The following is a 19,027-nucleotide window of genomic DNA, read 5'->3' as shown; positions in this document are numbered from 1 at the left end:
GCGGATAATCCGGTATCGAATGAATCGCAAGAATCACTTCATCGGGACGATGGGCGCGCTCCTAAGAAAGTCCCTGTACTGCAACACGGGCTTCTCGAAACCGGGCGCCGTTCCCCAGAACCTGCCCGGTTCGAAATACAGGAGGTACTCGCTCTTGGTCGGGGGCGGGGTGGGATAGTTGTAATCGTAGGGAGAAGACTTCTGTCTCGGCGTTTGCACGTGATGGTAGTCCACCTCGAGTCGCAGGGAAGGCTCACGGACGGCTATCCACCCGGCCGTCGTATCCCACTCGTCATGAGGGTTGTTGCCTGGCGCCCGTAACTCAAAATGAACGCGCTCGTTCGGCCCGGCTTTCCGAAGGCCTTTCGCCAACGGCCCCGCCAACACGGCGAGTTCGTCTTCGCGGAACAGCGGCGTCGGCGGGACCTCCTCCGCAAACCAGCGAAGCGGCAACCGTTGCTGCTTCCGCAACGAAAACCCCCTGAGAATGGCGGACAGGTCCTGGTCCGATATCTGAACCGGATGGGTATAGGCCGGGGCGTCGATCTCCCGCTGCAACGTGACGACCACCCGTTGATCCTCGTGGATGGTCTGCGTCGTATAGGGCAGCCTCGCGCAGCCCACTGCCGCCATCGCAAACACGAACACTCCGATCGCGGCACATGTCATCCTCCGATTCATCCCACCTTGCGCCAGTTCTCTCCCCTTCATCGATCCTCCTCCAGGCCGCGAGCAATTACATTATGAATGATGTATTGTCATGTATAATTGACAACGCGCACATAAAAATAACGCCGCTCGCCTAATGCCGAACGCCGCCGGCACGCTGTTCGCCCGGCACTCCATACCCGGCCAGCCGAACCACGTCTTGCGCCTCGGCCGTTTGAATGAACGCCAGGAAATCCTCGCACAACGTTCGATTGGGACAGTACCGCTCCATCGCCATGGAATGGACAATCGGCTGATATCCGCGATCCGCCCTCGCCACGATGCGCACCCGTTCCTGCTCTTTCACCGCCTCATGTTCGAACACAATGCCCATGTCGGCCTCGCCGCTGAGGACATGGTCGAGGACCCCACGGGAGTCGCTCGCCACGTCGAGCCGGCCTTTCAACTTGTCCGCAAGATCCAGCGCCTGCAGGACGCCCTGTGTCTGTAACCCCAACTTTGTCCGTTGTGCATCCGCGATCGCGACCCTCGTTTTCCCGTTCTGCCCCAACTCTTCAAACGACGCCGGCGCTTCGACCAATGATTCCGGCACGACCAAGACCAGATGCTCCTGGGCGTAGGCGCGCTTGGTGCCAGGCAGCACGTAGTATTTTTGCTCCAATCTGGTGATCAATTCGTCCCCGCCTGGAGCGACCAAGTGAATCGGCCCCTTCCCGATGAAATATTGGCCGACCATGCTGTTTTCCATGCCGGCGATGGTGCGCCTGAGATCCAACCCGTTGTCGAAGTAGAGCAGCACTTTCACGTTCGGGTGCTTGGCCTCATAGGCCTCTGCCAAAGCCTTCAAGGGAACGGCCAGGCTTGGCGAGCCGGCAATGACGAATGTTTCTCGCGACTGCCCGGCCTGGGACGGCCCGGCTACGGCCGCAACGGCCGCCAGCGCATAGACAACCAGCCACAGACGTACCCTCATCATAGTTGCTCCTCGATCAGCGACGATCCTGTCGGCTTCCTATCTGTGACAAGAGGGTGTTCATCCGAATTAGGCGGAGCGTTTGTCGAACAGCTCCCGCACCATCCCGGTTTCCCTCGTGTCGTACCCCCCCAGCGCTTCCACTTCAGCCCTGAAGGCCCGGCTGACGATGGTGTCCAAAAATTGCTGGAGCGCGGGGTGAGATTTCAAGAGGCCGGCCGGGACCACGAGATCATAGCGCTCGGTCTGCAGCGGAAGAAAGTCCAGGCCGAAAGCCGTCGCCGCCGCGCCGACCCCTACGCCGACATCCGCCAACCCGTCCGCCACGGCACGCGCCACGGCGAAATGGGACGGCACCACATGGCGGTAGCCTCTCACCTGCCCTCCCTTCACCCCCGCGTCAGTCAAGCGCTGATCCAACAGTAGCCTGGCGCCGGCTCCCTCTTCCCGATTCACCAACGTGACGTCCTTTCGCGCCAGGTCGCCGGCTTCCCTGATCCCGCGTGGATTGCCCCGCCGGACCATCCACCCCTGCTCCCATGCCGCAAAGGTCACCACGGCATAGTGTTTCGGATCAAGATGCCGCCGCAGATAGGGCAGATTCGATTCTCCGGTCTTGCGATCCACCACATGCACGCCGGCGACATGGACCTCCCCCCGCTTGAGCGCCTCGACAGCCGCCGCGCTGCCCGCCGTCCAACCGACCACCGAGGCCCCGTGCTGCCGGCGTCGCAGATAATCGCCTGCCAGAAAAATGGCCGGGTCGCAGCCGGCCACGGCGACCGCTTCGCGAATGGAGGCCCACTCGCGCAACAACCGTACCTTGACCCGGAGAGGCGACGTTTTTGCTTTTCCTGGCGGAATGCCCGTCACGAGCCCATCGGCGGGAACCGTATAGGTCAAAACTTCCCCGAGATGCGTGACCGGCCGCACGATCACCCGTTCCCCGACCTGCGCCACTTTCACCCGCTGCCGCAACAGGCCGGCGGCAGAAGCCCGGTCCACTCCGATGAGTTCGCCGTCGATTTCTTCCCCGCTGGAAATGAGATTGAAGAGGTCCTCGATCCGGCAGTGCAGGACGCCGGCGAGCCGCAGCGCCACCGCGGTCGTCGGCAAATATTGATTGGCTTCGATCGCGCACACCGCCTGTCTGGTGATGCCGGACCGGGCCGCCAATTCCGTTTGCGACAGGCCGCGCGCCATCCGCACCTGGCGCAGGCGATTCTCGATGTTCTCGGCCGGCTCCGCGCGGTGCTGCTCGCTCATGCGGCCTGTATAAATCAATACAGGACATTCTGTCAACTATACTGTATCCCTGAAGGGCGCCGGCCAACCACCGACGCCCCGATCTCTGGCCTCCATGGCTCCCCTATGGTAGGCTACGCCATGTCGTTCGCTCTCCTGCGCTCGCCGCTCCGATTGTTCCGCCGGTTGACCATCGGAAAGAAGCTGCTGACTTCCTTCGGCATCTTGCTGGTCGTGCTGGGCCTGAGCTTCGCGGCGATCCTGTTCTACCTCTCCAAAATCAACAGTTACGTAGACCGCCATCACCGCATCACGGTGCCGGCCTTGGCGACGACGGCGGCGATGCAGCAGCTTGCCGGGGAATTGCGCCTGACCTTTCACCGATGGGAGCATGCCGCGACCGCCGAGGAGGCCCGTGAATCGTTCCGCCAGGGGGAAGCCATCTCGCACACGTTGCGGCGTCAACTCGAGGTTTATCGCGGCACGCACTTAATCCGTCCCCACCATCCGCGGCTCCTGACCATGCTTGATGATCACGGCCGGCTGGACCTGGTCGAAGAAGAAGCGCACCTGGTTTCGACCATCGCCTCCACGCTCTCCCATGTGGAGAGTTTATGGGCCGAGCGGGCCGGTGCCTCGCCGGAACCATCCTCCGACGGTCTCCCCCGCTCGCTCGAAGATCTGTCTGAACATCTGATCCGGTTGGTCCTCCTTCAGACGGCCGTGACCGCGGAGATGAAAGCCGAGGGCGATCTGTTGTCTCAACAGGGCACCGTGATCGTGGTCGCCGGCATCCTGCTCCTCGCGGGGCTGATTCTGCTCACCTACGCCGTGGCGCACTCCCAGATCGCCGAGCCGCTCCGGAGTTTGGCCGCCACCGCCGATCGCGTGGCCCATCACGACCTGGCCGCGCGGTTTCAACCCCTGTCCAGTCAGGACGAGGTCGGCCGGCTATCGAAGGCCCTGGCGGCCATGCTGGCCAATCTTCGGGAACGGAGTTCGGCGCTGGAGCGCAAGACCAAGGAGCTGGAGGCCTTCACCTACTCCGTCGCGCACGACTTGAAGGGCCCGCTGCGCGAGATCGAAGGGTTCTCCTCCCTCCTGGAAAAACAGTTCGCCCAGACTCAGGATGAGCAGTTGCGGCACCGCATCGACGTGATCCGGACCTCGGCCTTGCGCCTCACGCACATGATCGACGCGCTCCTAAAATACTCCCGGTTGGAACAGGCCTCGCTCCCGATGTCGCGGTTCAACCTGCTCGAAATGCTCGGCACGCTGGCGGCCGAGCGCCTCTCCGGCGCGCAAGGTCCCAAGCCCAGGATCACCATTGATCTCCCGTTCGCCGACCTCTATGGCGAACCGGTCAGCATCAGACAAGCCCTCGCCAACCTTCTCGACAATGCCGTGAAGTTCGCCAGGCCTGGGGAGCCGGCCGACATCGTCGTGACCGGCACCTTGTCCGCGACTGAGACGATCCTCTGCATCCGAGACCGGGGCATCGGATTCGACCAGGCCTATGCCGATCGTATTTTCGGCCTCTTCGAACGATTGCACGGCGCGCAGGCCTTTGAAGGCACCGGCGTCGGTCTGGCCATCGTCAAACTGGTCATGGACAAGCACGGCGGGCGCGTCTGGGCGGAATCCATGCCGGGACAGGGCGCAACCTTCTACCTGGCCTTTCCACAGGCCATCTCCTGATGCGAATTTTGATCATTGATGACGAAGAATATGTGCGGCTCGTCCTGGAGCAGACGCTCCGGGAACAGGGCTGTGATGTCCTGACGGCGGCGGGAGGGCAGGCCGGCCTCGACTGTCTCACCACCGCCTCCGTCGATTGCGTGATCACCGATCTGCGCATGCCTGGCATGGACGGGCGGGCCGTGTTGCGATGGATCAAGGAACGGCAACCGGACATCGACGTGATGGTGCTGACCGGCCACGCGGACGTGAAAGATGCCGTGGAGGCCATGAAGGACGGAGCCTGGGATTTTCTGGTGAAGGAAACGCCCTTCGACGCGGCCTCGGTCACGGCGGCCCTCGCCAAGCTCAGAACGATGCGGGCCCTCCGGCAGGAAAATTTGGCGGCGCGACACGGCGGGTTTCTGAGGGACACCATTGTCGAAGGGCTCAGCCCCGCCTGGCAGCGGCTGAAGACCCTCATCACGCAGGTAGCCCCGTCCAACGCGCCGGTGCTGATCCAGGGAGAAACCGGATCGGGCAAGGAAGTGGTGGCTCGGCTCCTCCATGCGCTGAGCCGCCGGTCAACGGGGCCGTTCCTCGCCGTGAATTGCGGGACCGTGAGCCGGGAACTGTTGGAGAGCGAACTCTTCGGCCATGAGAAGGGCGCCTTCACCGGCGCCGGTTCCGCCAAGTCCGGCCTCATCGCGGCGGCCGAGGGCGGCACCCTGTTCCTCGACGAAATCGGCGAGATGCCGGGCTCCATGCAGGTGGGGTTGCTGCGCTTTCTGGATCGCGGCGAATTCCGGCCCGTGGGGAGCACGCGCACGCTCCATGCCGACGTCCGGGTCCTCGGCGCCACGAACCAGGACGTGCAGGAACTCGTGCTGCAAGGGCGCTTCCGCGACGATCTGTTTTATCGCATCAACACGGTGACCCTGCGGGTGCCGCCCCTGCGCGACCGCAAGGAGGACCTCCCGAAGCTGGCCGAACATCTGCTTCACAGCCTGCGGGTCCCTGGCCCCCACAAACGAAGCCTCTCGCCGGAGGCCTTGGAGCAACTCGCCGCCCACCACTGGCCCGGCAACGTCCGCGAGCTGCGCAACGTGATCGAACGCATCATCCTGACAAGTCCTGGCGCCGGCCCCATCACCAGGGAAGAGGTCGTCGCCCTGTTGCCGCCATCCACTCTTCGCACACAGGCGGAGGACACCACCCTCTCGCTCGACGAGATCGAGCGCCGGCACATTCTGCGCGTGCTCGACTCCTGCGGCGGGAACAAGACCCAGGCCGCGAAGACGCTTCAGATCGACTACAAGACGCTGCTGGCGAAGCTGAAGCGGTACGGCATGAGCGAGCCGTCAGAAGGCTAAGGCTAAGGTCGAGGTTTAGCACAAAGCATCTGGCACTTAGCCTCAGCCTCGACCTCAACCTTTCATGAGATGCGGCTAGCCCGCATTATTCATGACGGTTCGTCGCGAAATCGGGCAGTCGCCAGGCGAGACGGGCAAGCACAGCCGCGAAGGACCAAGGCGTACTTGAAACAGTACGTCGAGGGACTGAGCGGCGAGCACGCCAGCCGGCAGGCTCCGTCGCAGCGGCGAATCCGAGATTGCAGCAGAAGCGTTCATGAATAATGCGGGCTAGGGACAGGGGTTGACCGCGGCGAGTTCGTTCAGATTGGCTTGGATGTCGTTCAGAATATCCGTTCGGCTGGGATCGAACGACAGATAGCCGATGAAGCTGTGGCCGCCCGAGTAGGCGGGAGCGATCAGGGTGAGCAGATTGCCGCCCCAATTGGTGTTGGCCGGCAAGGTGTTCGACAGGGTCAGACGAATCACGTTGATCAACGAATCGGTTGAAGACGACCGGTACCGCCCGTTTCCCTTCACCAGCGAATCCGGCGTCGCCACGCCCGCGATCTTCAAGGCGCCGGCCGGAGGACTCGGCGGAGGACCGGCAAAGGCCAGGTCGTAGGCGGCGTTCGTATAGAGATTGCCCTGAGAATGTGGCACCACCAGCACCCGCCGGCAGGAGGGAGCCAGGATCTCCTGCCGATAGCGTGCCGCATGGCGCTGAATCGTCGCCTGGTCGATCTGGTTCACGTCGGTCATCGGACCCTGGAGTTGCGTCAGCAACGGAGAGAACACTGCCACGCTCTCTAATCCCTGCCAGAAGGTCGTCGGAGAAAATCCGAATCGCTGCTCGCCCGCCTCAAGGAAGTCCCTCACCTCCCCGTGCGTCGGGTTGTAGTTCAGATGAAAGAGGTAGCAGAAGCCCTGCAGATTGGCCGGCAGGCTCGCAAGGCGTCCCAGGAACTCCTGCTCCAGCTTGCCGGCATTGACCCGCGCTTCGTCGAGCGTGGTCGTGACTCCGTTGACGTAGAAGATGTCGATCCGCGGCGCTGAAGGATTCTGACAGGCTAGCTGAGGCCCCGTCTGGGCGGCCACGAGGTCTGGCGTACCGGCAAGCAAAGCGAGCAGGCCGAGCACCATGATCAAGCGGCGAGACCGCACCTTCATGCTCTCCTTCGCCCTCATGGGGTTACACAGGCAGCCGGCCACTGGTCCGCCGGCAGCAAGGCTATCTGAGTCGCCGTCACCTGCCCGTCGGCCTGCAAATAGGCCTTCGACCGGGCATCGGTATTCAGGATGCGGGCACGCAAGTCGGAGAAGACCGTCGGAAAATCCACCGGCCTCCGGGCCATCAGACATTCGATCGCCCGGAACCGTGATTCGGCGTGGGTGACGGAGCGGGATTGATCCCCCGCATCCAGCATAGCGGCCTGCACCGCCCTGGCATATTGCCGCAAGGCGTCACGGGTCGGACCGTCTGTCCCGCTGCTGTAGGTTTGATCGATGTAGGTTTCGACATCGTCTCGGACGCCGTCGTTGTCGGCGTCCACGCCGGCCACCGTGGCGGCCGTATCGGCAGGAGCCTCGTCGTTGCTGCCGCAGCCGCCGAGGCCAAGGAGGAGGAGCCCAGCACACATGAGCTGAGCGACCGGCGCCTTGCCTTCGTTCGATGAACCCCAAATGCGCAAAGCCTCACCCTTCGCCGGTTCGCGCCGACTCACAGGCGGGCGAGTCTACGCCCCGGTGGAGACAGAACGCAAGACGCCGCTCCACTGGCGGTGGCCGTTACTTACAAGACCGGTTCCTTGCAGAGGCGAAGTTCTGGTTTCCGATGCCTTTTCACCGGCCGGCCTCAAAGTCCACCTGCCGCCAGGCTTCGTAGAGAACCAACGCGACGGTGTTGGAAAGATTGAGGCTCCGGCTGCCGGGGACCATCGGAACCCGGATTCGTTGTTGCGCAGGTACGCTGCCAAGGATCTCGGGCGGCAATCCTCTCGTTTCCGGACCAAAGATGAACGCATCCCCGGCGACATACTGATTCAAGTCATACCGCTGGGCACCCTTGGTGGAGACGGCGAAGAGACGGCTATCCTTGAGACATGTCGCGCAATCGGCCCAGGTCTCGTGAACGGTGATCGTGGCGAACTCGTGGTAGTCCAACCCGGCCCGCCGCAGGAGCCGATCCTCCAACGTAAACCCCAACGGCTTGACCAGATGCAGCCTGGCTCCGGTATTGGCGCAGAGACGGATGATGTTGCCGGTGTTCGAGGGAATTTCCGGCTGGAAGAGAATGATATCGAACATGGTGCAAAGTATCGGCCGAGGCGCCGGTTGGCCAGTCTACTTCAAGAGCCTACCAGCCCCCAAGAGGGGATCTCGCGCGGCTCATATACAGAGTGGCTGGAACAGATTGGGACGCAGTGAGGGCCTGCAGGGCTCAGGCATCAGGCTTGGCCGCGCGAGGCGAACTTATTCTTTGGTTCCTCCCTTGTTCTCATCCTGGGCCACATGGCCCTTCATGGATTTTTCCACGATATTGCGCTCAATCTCCAAGGCAATGACGCGGGCAAGCTGGTCCGCGGAAAGCGCACCCATGGGCAATCCCTTTGTATCTGCATAAAACGGATCGTCCGGCGCGGCAGTCCGGTAGGTATTCACCAAGATCTTGGCCGGTTGAACCGACCGCTCTCGCTCCCCCACCAACACCGATTGCTCCTCCGGGAGCACGCGTGTCCTCGTGGCCCAATCCCGCTGGTCGATCTTCACGAACGACACGTTCCAGATTTTGCCGTTCAAGAGACTCCTCACCGCTTTCGGAGTCTGCTGCTCAAAAGAGGGATCGCGCACGATCGTCTGCAGAGCCTCGCGGATCCGAATGTCATAGAGCTTGATCGTGGAATCCGGCTGCGCCGGCTGAACCAGCTTGGTGGTCCCGACCTCGTAAAACGGCTGCCCCTCCAGACTCTTCTGATCATCCACGGTGGTCAGATAGCTCCCGAACAACTGCTGCAGGAGACGCGCCCGCTCTTCCGCCGACAGCTCCCCGATCTCTCTGTTGGTACGGATCGGGGCATGTTTGAGATCGCGTTCGAGCGAGACGGTGTTGGATTTCGGGGCCGTATCCGCCTTGCTCACGACCCATTGGAATTCTCGGGCCAACACCGGAACCAGTTGCTCTGGGTGGCCCAGATACCCCTTGTCTTTGAGCGACGAGGCGCTGATCAGCAGCCTGACCCGGCCCGGCTCGTTCGTGCGGGCGACCAGGAACGGAAATTCCTTCCCTTCCCGATTGACCACTTTCGGCTCGACCACGACCTGTTCGAGCAGGTTGCGCGTGACGCTCTCATCGAATCGCGGATAGTCGGTCCGATGCTGGATCATGAAGCTCAAGGCATCGACAACCGTCTTGATTGCCTCATCCGCCTGGGTCTGTTCGAGCGCTGCGCTCTCCGCCGTTTCCTTACCCTTAGCTATGAACACCTGAAAGGAGGCGCCAGGGATCGGGTGTCCCGTTCCAGCCACGTCATGGCTGTCCTCACCCGCATGGCTCTCATGCCCTTGATGGCTTGCGATCACCGGCGGAACGAAAAAGGCTGCCCCTACGGTCACTGCGCCGATCATGATGCCAACAAAGACCATCCCCCTGATCCGTGATCCAATCTCGTCCATCGAATGCAGAAGCCTGCGCCCCATTAAATCTATCCTATCGGGCTTCATGTTTTCCTCCTTCGAGGAATCACCTCATCGCCCAGGAAAGCGTGATTAATCGTAGGTGGGTATCCTACCTGGCTTTGGATCGATATTTGGAGACTCCCAAAAAATTGGTGGTATGTTCCACTACGCCAGCCAAAAAGCGTCGCAACCACCAGTTTACGCTGTTGGACGAAGCTTTCTCATTTCATTACAGTTAGCTGAAATCCCTCGCTAGGTGATTGATAGATCTTTGTAATGCATCTTGAACGCTAGCTGGCATTAATGACGAAGCATAAGGTTGGGATAAAGGTTGTAGGCTCTGGCAACTGGGCCGCCTAAGGAACTCAGCCGGAACCACAATACTGCACTCAGCCTCCGAAAAGGTTCTCCTTTCTCGTCCGGACGAAATGCTCCAGTGGGTGATAATCGCCATTCTGGCGTATAAGTCTTGTTTGAATGATCACGCCTAAGCCTGCAGAATTCTGTTCCGAACAAGGCGCGTTCAAGGTCCTTCCGCTCACCCTGTAAATGAGCCAGAAAAACTATATTCACTCCGTCTTCCGGAAGCTGACTCAATGCCTCAAGTAGCACTTGTCGGAGGACCGTGCTTTCCGGAGTTGCTTGGTATTGGCTACCGGGTGCTTTCTGCCCTGCCCTAGCGTTGAGAGCCGGCGCGTCATGCGGATCGATAGTTTCACGCTCAACAAAATATCCGGCGTATTCGCCGTCGTCATTTATAATGCGATTCCGCGGGATTAAGAAGTTGTCATCGCGTGTCTTAGTCTCCACGTTCACTATGACACCATGAACTTTCGCCTTGTAGTCGAAGTTGGTATTCGAATCGGGATGCCGTGCAACATGAACCATCAGATCTGAAGATACAGGGCAAAGTAATGCTGCTCCGTGAATCTCGTAGACGGATTGCATCAATTTAGAGTGGTCTCGCAGTAATGTCTTGTACTGGCGATTTACCTCATTGAAGGTGAACTTCTGAGAAAGAATGGCCAGGTCCTCCTCCAGTTGGCCTAGCCAGGGTGACCACCACTGAAAAGGTTTCCCGCTAGACGGCCAATCTGGATGGTTACCAAGCCAGTTTCTGCCCAGCAAATGCATTATAAGCGGAAATCGTTCAACAAGAGATTGGTCACTGCCCTGAAAAGAGCTGCTTTGTTGATCCACTTGATTCCTTGGAAGTGGGAATAAGAAGATTGAGGAACACGAGAGCTGACACTACGCTACTTTCCTCAGGACAGCTTGTCAATTGCAATACTGACCAAATAAGGGCACCTATGGACGGAAGGAGTCTATAGATTCCCCCCCTTTACAGGCGGAGATCTCCCGCGGGATTAGATCCTGCGTGCGCGTTCCGGGAGCAAGGGATCGGCACGAGTGCCCTTCACCGTTATAATGCTCCTTCCAAGCTTGCTCGTTGCTTCCTCTCCCAAGATTCCAGGTCTCCGGCCGTTTCTTCATGAGGGAGCGATCAGGCTGTCCTTCAACTGCGCGCATCGAGCGAGCACTTTCCGAAGTGCGGGCTCTGCGAGCAAGAAGGATGGCCTGATCGCTCCCTCACCTGATTATTCCCTCTCCCTACCGCTCTGGAATTTCTCCTCTTCCACTCTGGCATTTCTCCATACCCTCCCGCCCTCCGCCCCCCTCCTCCGCCCGTAACCGAATCTTCATCTCACCGAAATGCCCGTGTTTTCGTCACATTCTATAAGGGGTCCGGTCACGTGAAGGGAGCCAGGCCATGGCACGATCCCTGCTGAAGCTTCCGTCTGGATTTGTGCGACGGACACGATCATGGCCGGCCATTCCTCCATCTTGTTGATCGAAGACAGCCCCGGAGAGAACGAACTGTTCCGCCTGGCGCTCGAACAATCGGCCATCGGCGTCTCGCTTCGGACCGAATCCGATCCAGAGAAGGCCTTCCGATTCTTGGAACAGGCGCCGGACATGCACGCGCTCCCTTCGTTAGTCCTCCTCGACCTGAACCTCTGTGGACGACATGGCTGTGACTTCCTTCGCCGCCTGCGCGCCGACCCCCGATTCGCCCACCTGCCGGTGGTCGTCTTCACCAACTCGGATGCGGCGGCGGACCTGTCCCTCTGCTATGGCAGCGGGGCCAACGGGTATGTGGTCAAGCCCGGCACCTATGCCGATTTGGTTCAATGCGTCGCGGCGCTCTGCCGCTACTGGCTGATCTGGAATCGCGTGCCCTTTCCCGTTAAAGTCCGATGCTGACCCGAAGCGCCCTCAAGAATCCCTACGCCGTCTTCGCGCTCTGCATGATCGCGATCGTGCTCGGCGCCGTGTCCTATCAAAAGATGCGCGTGGACATCTTTCCGGAGATCAAGCTCCCGACCATTCTGGTGACGACCTTCTATCGAGGCCTCAGCCCGGCTGAGATGGAAGGGGCGATCACGCTCAAGCTGGAACAACGGTTCATTGAAGCCAGCTATATCGAACATATCGAATCGCAATCGCTCGCCGGCATGAGCTACATCAAGGTCTTCTTTCAGCCGGAATATGGGATTGACGCGGCGCAGGCTGAAATCACGAGCCTCGCCTACAACGTCATTCGGCTTTTGCCGCCCGGGGTGTTTCCTCCGTCGGTCTTTAAGTTCGGGGCGTCAAGTCTGCCGATCGGCTTACTCTCGATCAGCAGCGATCGGCTTTCCCAGAAGGAGATCCGCGACCTCGCCTACTATACGGTTCGCAATCAAATCGCGGGGATTCCCGGCATCGCGTTCGGATCACCGTTGGGCGGCCAAGTCCGGCAGATCACCGTGTTTCTTGACCAACAGCGGCTGCTGGCCCGCGGCGTCTCGCCGTCGGAGGTCGTCAAGGCCATCAACTCGCAAAGCGTGATCATCCCCTCCGGCGACATCAAAATCGGGGACCTTGATTACTACGTCTACTCCAACAGCCTCATCGACCTCGTGGACAAGATCAACGACGTCCCCATCAAGGTCGTGAACGGCACGCCGGTCTTCGTGCGCGACATCGGCTGGGCCGCCGACTCGGCCGCCATTCAAACCTCCGTCGTGCGCGTGAACGGACGCGAATCCACCTATATCCCGATCACCAGGCAGGAAGGCGCCAACACGCTGGAAGTGGCGGACGGCATCAAAGCGCGCCTCGCGCACCTGACCGAAATTCCCGCCGGCACGGCCGTCAAATTCATCTACGACCAGTCGGTTTACATCCGCCAGGCCATCGCCAATCTGCAAAAGGAAGGGTTGCTGGGCGCGTTTTTGGCCGGCCTGATGATCTTCCTGTTTCTCCGCAGCGTGAAGGCGGCCCTGGTCGTCGGGCTGGCGATTCCCTTGTCTCTGACGACCGCGCTGGTTGCGCTGTATTTGACCGGACAGACGGTCAATATCATGACGCTCGGCGGGCTGGCGCTGGTCATCGGCACCCTGCTCGACAACAACATCGTGGTGCAGGAGAACCTGCACCGCCATCTCGAATTGGGCAAGGATGGGCGCAGCGCCGCCGAGGACAGCGCCGTCGAATTGACCCTGCCGATCTTTGTGGCGACGATCTGCATCCTCATCGTCTACCTCCCGATCATTTTTTTCACGGGCATCGTGAAGTACTTGTTCGTGCCGCTGGCGCTCACGGTCGCCTTTGCCATGTTGGCGGATTACGTCGTCTCGATGTCCGTCACTCCGGTCATCCTCGCCCGACTGTATCGAGCCGGTCATCAAGACCATGGCGAGGACAACTCGGCCCAATCCGACTGGTTTCGCCATGTGCTCACGGTCTACGAGCCGTTGTTGCGGCTTGGCCTCCGATTCAGGACTCTGGTGATCCTCGGCGCGGCGCTGGCCTTGGTCATCGTCGGCCTCTTCGTCGTCCCGCGCCTGCACACCGAGTTCTTCCCGAAGATCGACGCGGGCAACTTCACCTTGCTGGTCACCGCGCCGGAGGGGTCGCGCATTGAGAAGACCACGGCGATCGTGGCGCGGATCGAAGCCCTCATTCAGGAGGAAGTGCCCAAGGAGGAGCTTGAGCAAATCATCTCCAACACGGGGCTGTATTTCGGCGATGCGGCGCGGTTTGCTCCCAACACCGGCAACCATACGGCCTTCATCCTGGTCAACCTCGTGACGGGTCATGCAGTGCCCACCGATCTGTACATCTCCAAAATCCGCGCCCGTCTCCGGCAGGATCTGCCCGGCGTGGACGTGGCGTTCCAAACCGGCGGCATCATCAGCGACGTGTTGAACTTCGGCCTGCGCGCGCCAATCGACATTCAGGTCCGAGGTCCCAAGCTGGATCTGATCCGACCGGTGGCTGAGGAGATTCGCCAGAAGGTGGCGCGGGTACCCGACACGGAGGACGTGCGCATCAAACAGGGCAAGGCCTACCCCGAGCTGCATATTGACGTCGATCGGACCAAGGCCGCCTACTACGGCATCACGCAAGATCGGGTGATCGTGGACGTGATCACCGGGATCAGCTCGAACATCGCGCTCAGTCCCAATTACTGGCTCGATCCAAAGACCGCCAATGGATACTACCTGCTCGCGCAATATCCGGAACAGGACTTGAAGGATACTCAGGACCTGCTCAACATCCCGATCATCGGGGCGCGGACGCCGCTGCTTCCGACGGCGAGCCTGGCGACTGGAGCCAGCGCGGGGGCCACCTCGCTCGCGCTCCAGAACACCCCCTTCGCCGGCCGTCAGTTGGAACTGTCCAGCGGCTTCTATGCGCAAGGGGACGAACGGCGCGGCCCTCCCGTGCTGCTGCGAGATGTCGCCGACCTGCGCATCAAGACAGGCCCCGATTCCGTCGATCACTACGACCTCTCCCGTCTGATCAACGTGCTCGTGACTCCGGTCGGGAACGATCTCGGACGGGTCGCCAAGGAGATCGAATCGGTGCTGGCCGGGATCACGCTCCCAAAGGATGTCACGGTGGTCCTGCGCGGCGAAGTGGCCAACATGCGCGCGGCCTTCAACAACTTCGCCCTGGCGCTGCCCCTGGCGGTGTTGCTGATCTTCTTGGTGATGGTCGGGCTCTTTCGCTCCTTTATCGATCCGCTCATCATCCTGGTGGCGGTTCCGTTGGGATGGATCGGCACGGCGCTGATGCTGGTCCTGACCAATACGTCGGCCAACGTTGAATCGATGATCGGCACCCTGATGATGATGGGCATCGTGGTCTCGAACAGCATTCTGTTGGTGGACTTCGCGAACCGCATGGCCCGCGCCGGCTTGCCGCCGCAGGCTGCCGTCCTGGCCGCAGGACGGCAGCGGATCCGCCCGATTTTGATGACAGCCCTTGCGACCATTCTGGGGTTGCTGCCCTTGGCGCTCGGCTACGGCGAGGGGAACGAAACGATGGTCCCCTTGGCCCGCGCCGTGGTCGGTGGATTGATGGTCTCGACGGTCATGACCCTGTTCGTGGTGCCTGTGATGCACAGTCTGGTGCTGGCGCGCGAACAACGCCGGCACGAAGCCGGGACGAGTTCTTCCCACTAGGAGCGCGCATGGCCGACGCACAACTCTCCTTCTTCCAGCGATCGTCAGTCCGATGGACCGGATTATTCTTGGCCGCGCTGATTCTGGCCGGGCTCGGCGTCCACTGGCTGGCTCATGACGATCGGGGCGCGGCGCCGCCGGTCGGGACAGGACTTTCCGCCCCGGAGGAGTTGGTCGAGGTGCAGGTCACGAAACCGCTTCGCCGGACCCTGGCCTACACAGTCAGCCTGCCCGCCAACATCGCTCCCTGGTATCAGACCACGCTCTACGCGAAGGTCTCCGGATATTTGAAGTGGATTGGCCCGGACAAGGGCGATCGCGTGAAACGGAACGAGGTCGTCGCCGTCATCGACGCGCCGGAAATCGAGGAACAGTACCAACAGGCGGTGGCCGATTATAAGATCAAGAAACTCACCTTCGAGCGGCTGGAGAATGTCTGGAAGACCACGCCCGACGTCATCGCCAGGCAGGATGTGGACGTGGCGCAAGCCGCCTATGAAGGCGCCAAGAACCAAATGGAGCAGCGCGCCGCGCTGCGTGACTACACCAAAGTGCGGGCGCCCTACGACGGCGTGGTGACGGCCCGCTTCGCGGACCCCGGCGCGCTGATCCAGATCGCCACGTCTTCCGCCACGACCGCCATTCCGCTGTTCACGGTGATGGACCTCAGCACGGTCCGTGTCTACGCCAACGTGCCGCAGGATGACACGCCTCTCGTAGTGCCCGGCAAGACCAAGGCCTTAGTGAACGTGAAGGAACTGGAGGGGCGGACATTCGAGGGGACCGTCACCCGATCGACGCTGGCGCTCGACCCGACCACGCGCAGCATGCTGATCGAAATCGACCTGCCGAACCCGGATCAGGCCTTGCGGCCCGGCACCTTCGCCGAAGTGGTCCTGGCGCTCCGCGAAATTCCCGGTGCGCTGGTCCTCCCGCCGAACGCCCTCTCCACGGCCAACAGGACCAAGCTGGTCTACGTCGTGGACCAGGGCAGGGCGAAGCCGAGACTCGTTCAGACCGGCATCAGCGACGGCACCTGGTTGGAGATCGTCAGCGGGTTGACGGAGCAGGACGAGGTCGTCGTCGTGGGCAAATCCAAGCTCACCGACGGGACGCCGGTCAAGGCCTCTCCGTACAACCTGCCGGCCGGACAGGCCTCGTCACAACGGTTTGAGAGGCGAACCGCCGGCGTGCCGGCCTCCAATGGGACCAACGGCGCCAATGGCAACGGCGCCTACTCGAAATGAGCGCAAGGAGTCACCGATGAATCCCGATTCAACTTCAGCCTTTCGGCACCTCTCGTTCACGCTCTGTGCCTTCCTGTTGACCGCCGGCATGGCGTTCGGACAGGAGGAAGTTCTCCTGAAGGGAACATTTCTCGCCCTGCGGCAGGCCGTCGAAATAGGCCTGAAGCAACATCCCGCCGTTCAGGAAGCCCAGGCGCAGGTCAAGGCCGCGGACGCCCGGATCAAGCAGGCGCAATCGCTCTACTACCCGCAGGTCTATGCCAACGCCAACACCGTCGCGGGGGCCGGGCGGACCAATCCGCGGTTCCTCATCGGCGGAGGATTGTTGCAGGAGAACCAGTCCACGTTTGCCGGCGGCCTGATCGCCAACCAACGGATTTACGACTTCGGCTTCACGCAAAACATGGTGGAATCCTCCAAACTCGCAGCCGAGGCGCAGGGACAGGACCTGCAAGCGCGCCGCTCGCTCATTATGCTGACCGTGCAACGGGCCTACTTCAACAGCCTCAAGCGGCAACGGCTCGTGCAAATTGCGGAGGAAACCGTCCGGGAGCGGGGCACGATCACCGGCCAGATCGGAGCCCTCTATCGGCAACAGCTCAAGTCCAAGCTCGACCTCAATCTGGCGCAGGTCGAATTGACGAACGCCGAATCGCAGCTCGTGCGGGCCCGCAATGACTTGAAGGCCAGTTTCGTCGAGTTGAACCGCGCGATGGGCATTCAAGGCCTGGATGATTACGTGCTGGAGGATCTCCCGGTCGCCATCCGCGACCTGCCTCCGCTTCCCGCTCTCCTACAGGACAGCCTGACCCATCCGGAATTGCGGCGCGCCAAGGAGTTCACGGCTTCGGCCGAGGCCAAGCTCGTCGCGACCAAACGGCAATACCTTCCGACAATCTCCGCCATTGCCAGCGGCGGCACGTTCGATCCCTTTGATCCAAGGCAAGCCCAGCAGACCGGGGGGTGGTGGACGGCGGGGGCCCTGGTGTCCATGCCGCTGTTCACGGGCTTCCTCATCGAAAACCAGGTGCGGGAAGCCGGCGCCCAACAGGCGGCGGCGCAGGCGGCCAGCGCCAACGTCGAGCAGGCGCTGAGCCAGCAGGTGACGACTTCCTACCTCGAAACGCTGACGCTCGCCCAGCAGATCCGACTCGCGGAGGAGCAGGTCCGGACGGCGCAGGAGGCGTTGCAATTGTCGCAGCAGCGGTACAAGTTGGGCCTGGGCACCGTCGTCGAAGTGACGCAGGCCGAAGTCGCGGTGGCGGCCGCCAAGACGCGCCTCGCGGAGTCGCAATACGACTATGTGATTTCCCAGGCGACCCTGGCCTATGCGGCGGGACTCATCACGGCCGACCGTCCGGATGAAGTGCTGCGGTAGCAGGAGTCGCCCGCACCAGGGCCGGCGGTTCCTGGACCCGATTGAGGTCGATGATCAGTTCATCCTTCTCAAGGCCGATCAGAATGTCGAACCAACTGGGGCGCTGCTCGACCACGGCCGCCCCGTCGTCGAAATAGAGGTTGAAGCCCTTCGGTCCCGTCGGCCGCATGGGATACCGCTTGTCGTAGATCATTCCGTAGGCGGGAATGCCGTACATGATCTGCCGGTTGGCCAGGACGAAATGCAGCAGCGAGCCCTGCAGATAGAGCCCTCCCGACGTGATTTCCCGCTTGATTGAAGTCTCCGGGCGGCTGAGGTAAAAGGTCACCCGTTCGTTCCACTTCGCCTGGGCGAGGGCTTCGGCCAGCTTGGGCACGAGCAGCTTCAGCTCCTCGTCGCGGAAGGCCGGTTCGCGCGGAGCCAGACCCAAGAGTTTCTTCTGGATCACGATGCGGCGCTCCTGCACCTGGAGGCCGGTCAGGATGCGTTCGAGCAGATCTTCGCCGAGGTGGGCCGGGTGGCTGTGAGCGGACGGGGGCCATTCGGGCAGCACATAGGGATCCGGTTCCAAGCGAACGAAGTTGACCGGGTCTTCATACACGACGCGCGCCGGCACCTGCGGAATCGCGCAACCGGCGAACAGGAGTAGTGCTGTGATCTGAGTACTGAGTGCTGAGTAGGCGATCGATCTTCGAAGCCGACATCTCTGGAGGACATGGCGACCATTCAGGCTTCGGGTTGTTCTCCCGTCTCCTCGCTCAGCACTCATTGCCCAGCACTCAGCACTTCACTCAGTAATGGTCACCGTCATCTCGACCCGCTCCAGCGGGTTGTCGCGGCCGTCCCGTTTTGCGTTCACGACCCGGTCCGCCACCTCCATTCCGCTGACCACCTCTCCAAACACCGTATAGTTCCAGTCCAGAAAGTGGGAATCGGCGACGCAGATGAAAAACTGCGACCCAGCGCTGTCGGGGTCGTTGGCCCGAGCCATGGAGACCGCCCCGCGCTTGTGGGGCCTGCTGTTGAACTCCGCCTTGACCTTGTGGCCCGGGCCTCCCATGCCGTGCAGGGCGCGGTCGGGGTTCTTGCTGTTCGGATCGCCGCCCTGGATCATGAAGCCGGGAATCACGCGATGAAAGGTGGTGCCGTCGTAAAATTTTTCGCGGGCGAGCTTGACGAAATTCTCCACGTGTTTGGGCGCCACGTCCGGAAAGAATCGCAGCACGATCTCGCCCAACGGCTCGCCCTTCATCGTCACGCGAATGGTGGCCTGGGTTTTTTCAGTCACGGCAGTC

General features: G+C 61.4%; 16 protein-coding genes. 6 read left to right on the top strand and 10 right to left on the bottom strand.

All coding sequences use genetic code 11. The features are described from left to right. Positions 1 to 33 precede the first annotated feature (33 nt). From QWI75_RS09530 to QWI75_RS09520, 3 genes are all read right to left on the bottom strand, one after another. Positions 34 to 711, bottom strand: coding sequence for a hypothetical protein (locus tag QWI75_RS09530; RefSeq protein WP_289268466.1), 678 nt, complete (start codon positions 709 to 711; stop codon positions 34 to 36). 91 nt (positions 712 to 802) lie between these two features. Beyond that, positions 803 to 1,645, bottom strand: a complete 843-nt coding sequence (modA, locus tag QWI75_RS09525; protein ID WP_289268465.1) for a molybdate ABC transporter substrate-binding protein — start codon at positions 1,643 to 1,645, stop codon at positions 803 to 805. A 66-nt stretch (positions 1,646 to 1,711) separates the two neighbouring features. Then, positions 1,712 to 2,908 carry an XRE family transcriptional regulator gene (locus QWI75_RS09520; RefSeq protein WP_289268464.1) on the bottom strand — a complete coding sequence of 399 codons (1,197 nt, stop codon included), beginning with the start codon at positions 2,906 to 2,908 and terminating at the stop codon, positions 1,712 to 1,714. A gap of 120 nt (positions 2,909 to 3,028) precedes the next feature. Between QWI75_RS09520 and QWI75_RS09515 the strand changes: the two genes are divergently transcribed. Further along, a complete protein-coding gene (locus QWI75_RS09515) occupies positions 3,029 to 4,585 on the top strand; it encodes a sensor histidine kinase (protein ID WP_289268463.1) in 1,557 nt (518 codons plus the stop codon). Next, complete coding sequence (locus QWI75_RS09510) at positions 4,585 to 5,937, top strand: sigma-54-dependent transcriptional regulator (protein WP_289268462.1); 1,353 nt, start codon at positions 4,585 to 4,587, stop codon at positions 5,935 to 5,937. The genes QWI75_RS09515 and QWI75_RS09510 overlap by 1 nt, the downstream gene beginning before the upstream one ends. A 270-nt stretch (positions 5,938 to 6,207) precedes the next feature. Here QWI75_RS09510 and QWI75_RS09505 read toward each other — a convergent pair whose 3' ends face one another. The 5 genes from QWI75_RS09505 to QWI75_RS09485 all read right to left on the bottom strand — a co-directional run bounded on the left by QWI75_RS09505 (position 6,208) and on the right by QWI75_RS09485 (position 10,791). Beyond that, positions 6,208 to 7,086, bottom strand: a complete 879-nt coding sequence (locus QWI75_RS09505; protein ID WP_289268461.1) for a hypothetical protein — start codon at positions 7,084 to 7,086, stop codon at positions 6,208 to 6,210. Between the two features lie 14 nt (positions 7,087 to 7,100). After that, positions 7,101 to 7,556, bottom strand: coding sequence for a hypothetical protein (locus QWI75_RS09500; RefSeq protein WP_289268460.1), 456 nt, complete (start codon positions 7,554 to 7,556; stop codon positions 7,101 to 7,103). A 202-nt stretch (positions 7,557 to 7,758) separates the two neighbouring features. Beyond that, complete coding sequence (gene trmL, locus QWI75_RS09495) at positions 7,759 to 8,223, bottom strand: tRNA (uridine(34)/cytosine(34)/5-carboxymethylaminomethyluridine(34)-2'-O)-methyltransferase TrmL (RefSeq protein WP_289268459.1); 465 nt, start codon at positions 8,221 to 8,223, stop codon at positions 7,759 to 7,761. Positions 8,224 to 8,388: 165 nt separating this feature from the next. Next, positions 8,389 to 9,636, bottom strand: a complete 1,248-nt coding sequence (locus QWI75_RS09490; protein ID WP_289268458.1) for a hypothetical protein — start codon at positions 9,634 to 9,636, stop codon at positions 8,389 to 8,391. 255 nt (positions 9,637 to 9,891) lie between these two features. After that, positions 9,892 to 10,791, bottom strand: coding sequence for a hypothetical protein (locus tag QWI75_RS09485; protein ID WP_289268457.1), 900 nt, complete (start codon positions 10,789 to 10,791; stop codon positions 9,892 to 9,894). A gap of 624 nt (positions 10,792 to 11,415) precedes the next feature. Between QWI75_RS09485 and QWI75_RS09480 the strand changes: the two genes are divergently transcribed. The 4 genes from QWI75_RS09480 to QWI75_RS09465 are packed head-to-tail and all read left to right on the top strand — an operon-like array spanning position 11,416 to position 17,732. Next, positions 11,416 to 11,856: a response regulator gene (locus QWI75_RS09480; protein ID WP_289268456.1), complete on the top strand. Its 441-nt coding sequence runs from the start codon at positions 11,416 to 11,418 to the stop codon at positions 11,854 to 11,856. Next, entirely contained in the window at positions 11,850 to 15,107 is a 3,258-nt protein-coding gene (locus QWI75_RS09475; RefSeq protein ID WP_289268455.1) for an efflux RND transporter permease subunit, read from the top strand. The genes QWI75_RS09480 and QWI75_RS09475 overlap by 7 nt, the downstream gene beginning before the upstream one ends. Before the next feature lie 8 nt (positions 15,108 to 15,115). Beyond that, complete coding sequence (locus tag QWI75_RS09470) at positions 15,116 to 16,354, top strand: efflux RND transporter periplasmic adaptor subunit (protein WP_289268454.1); 1,239 nt, start codon at positions 15,116 to 15,118, stop codon at positions 16,352 to 16,354. A gap of 16 nt (positions 16,355 to 16,370) precedes the next feature. Further along, positions 16,371 to 17,732: a TolC family protein gene (locus QWI75_RS09465; RefSeq protein ID WP_289268453.1), complete on the top strand. Its 1,362-nt coding sequence runs from the start codon at positions 16,371 to 16,373 to the stop codon at positions 17,730 to 17,732. Here the strand turns inward: QWI75_RS09465 and QWI75_RS09460 are convergent. After that, entirely contained in the window at positions 17,698 to 18,348 is a 651-nt protein-coding gene (locus QWI75_RS09460; protein WP_289268452.1) for a hypothetical protein, read from the bottom strand. The genes QWI75_RS09465 and QWI75_RS09460 overlap by 35 nt on opposite strands. Positions 18,349 to 18,519: 171 nt before the next feature. Beyond that, entirely contained in the window at positions 18,520 to 18,984 is a 465-nt protein-coding gene (locus QWI75_RS09455; RefSeq protein ID WP_370693632.1) for a peptidylprolyl isomerase, read from the bottom strand. Between the last annotated feature and the right edge of the window lie 43 nt (positions 18,985 to 19,027).

The sequence above is a fragment of the Nitrospira tepida genome (assembly GCF_947241125.1).
Lineage (GTDB): Bacteria > Nitrospirota > Nitrospiria > Nitrospirales > Nitrospiraceae > Nitrospira_G > Nitrospira_G tepida.
The sequence above is the reverse complement of the archived record's forward strand: the minus strand, read 5'-3'. Positions and strand labels throughout refer to the sequence as shown.

Bases quoted from the DNA above. Each gene is read 5' to 3' on its own strand.
- QWI75_RS09510 (WP_289268462.1), top strand. From the start codon at position 4,585: ATGCGAATTTTGATCATTGATGACGAAGAATATGTGCGGCTCGTCCTG.
- trmL (WP_289268459.1), bottom strand. From the start codon at position 8,223: ATGTTCGATATCATTCTCTTCCAGCCGGAAATTCCCTCGAACACCGGC.
- QWI75_RS09480 (WP_289268456.1), top strand. From the start codon at position 11,416: ATGGCCGGCCATTCCTCCATCTTGTTGATCGAAGACAGCCCCGGAGAG.
- QWI75_RS09475 (WP_289268455.1), top strand. From the start codon at position 11,850: ATGCTGACCCGAAGCGCCCTCAAGAATCCCTACGCCGTCTTCGCGCTC.
- QWI75_RS09470 (WP_289268454.1), top strand. From the start codon at position 15,116: ATGGCCGACGCACAACTCTCCTTCTTCCAGCGATCGTCAGTCCGATGG.
- QWI75_RS09505 (WP_289268461.1), bottom strand. From the start codon at position 7,086: ATGAAGGTGCGGTCTCGCCGCTTGATCATGGTGCTCGGCCTGCTCGCT.
- QWI75_RS09455 (WP_370693632.1), bottom strand. From the start codon at position 18,984: ATGAAGGGCGAGCCGTTGGGCGAGATCGTGCTGCGATTCTTTCCGGAC.
- QWI75_RS09500 (WP_289268460.1), bottom strand. From the start codon at position 7,556: ATGTGTGCTGGGCTCCTCCTCCTTGGCCTCGGCGGCTGCGGCAGCAAC.
- QWI75_RS09520 (WP_289268464.1), bottom strand. From the start codon at position 2,908: ATGAGCGAGCAGCACCGCGCGGAGCCGGCCGAGAACATCGAGAATCGC.
- QWI75_RS09490 (WP_289268458.1), bottom strand. From the start codon at position 9,636: ATGAAGCCCGATAGGATAGATTTAATGGGGCGCAGGCTTCTGCATTCG.
- QWI75_RS09515 (WP_289268463.1), top strand. From the start codon at position 3,029: ATGTCGTTCGCTCTCCTGCGCTCGCCGCTCCGATTGTTCCGCCGGTTG.
- modA (WP_289268465.1), bottom strand. From the start codon at position 1,645: ATGATGAGGGTACGTCTGTGGCTGGTTGTCTATGCGCTGGCGGCCGTT.
- QWI75_RS09465 (WP_289268453.1), top strand. From the start codon at position 16,371: ATGAATCCCGATTCAACTTCAGCCTTTCGGCACCTCTCGTTCACGCTC.
- QWI75_RS09530 (WP_289268466.1), bottom strand. From the start codon at position 711: ATGAAGGGGAGAGAACTGGCGCAAGGTGGGATGAATCGGAGGATGACA.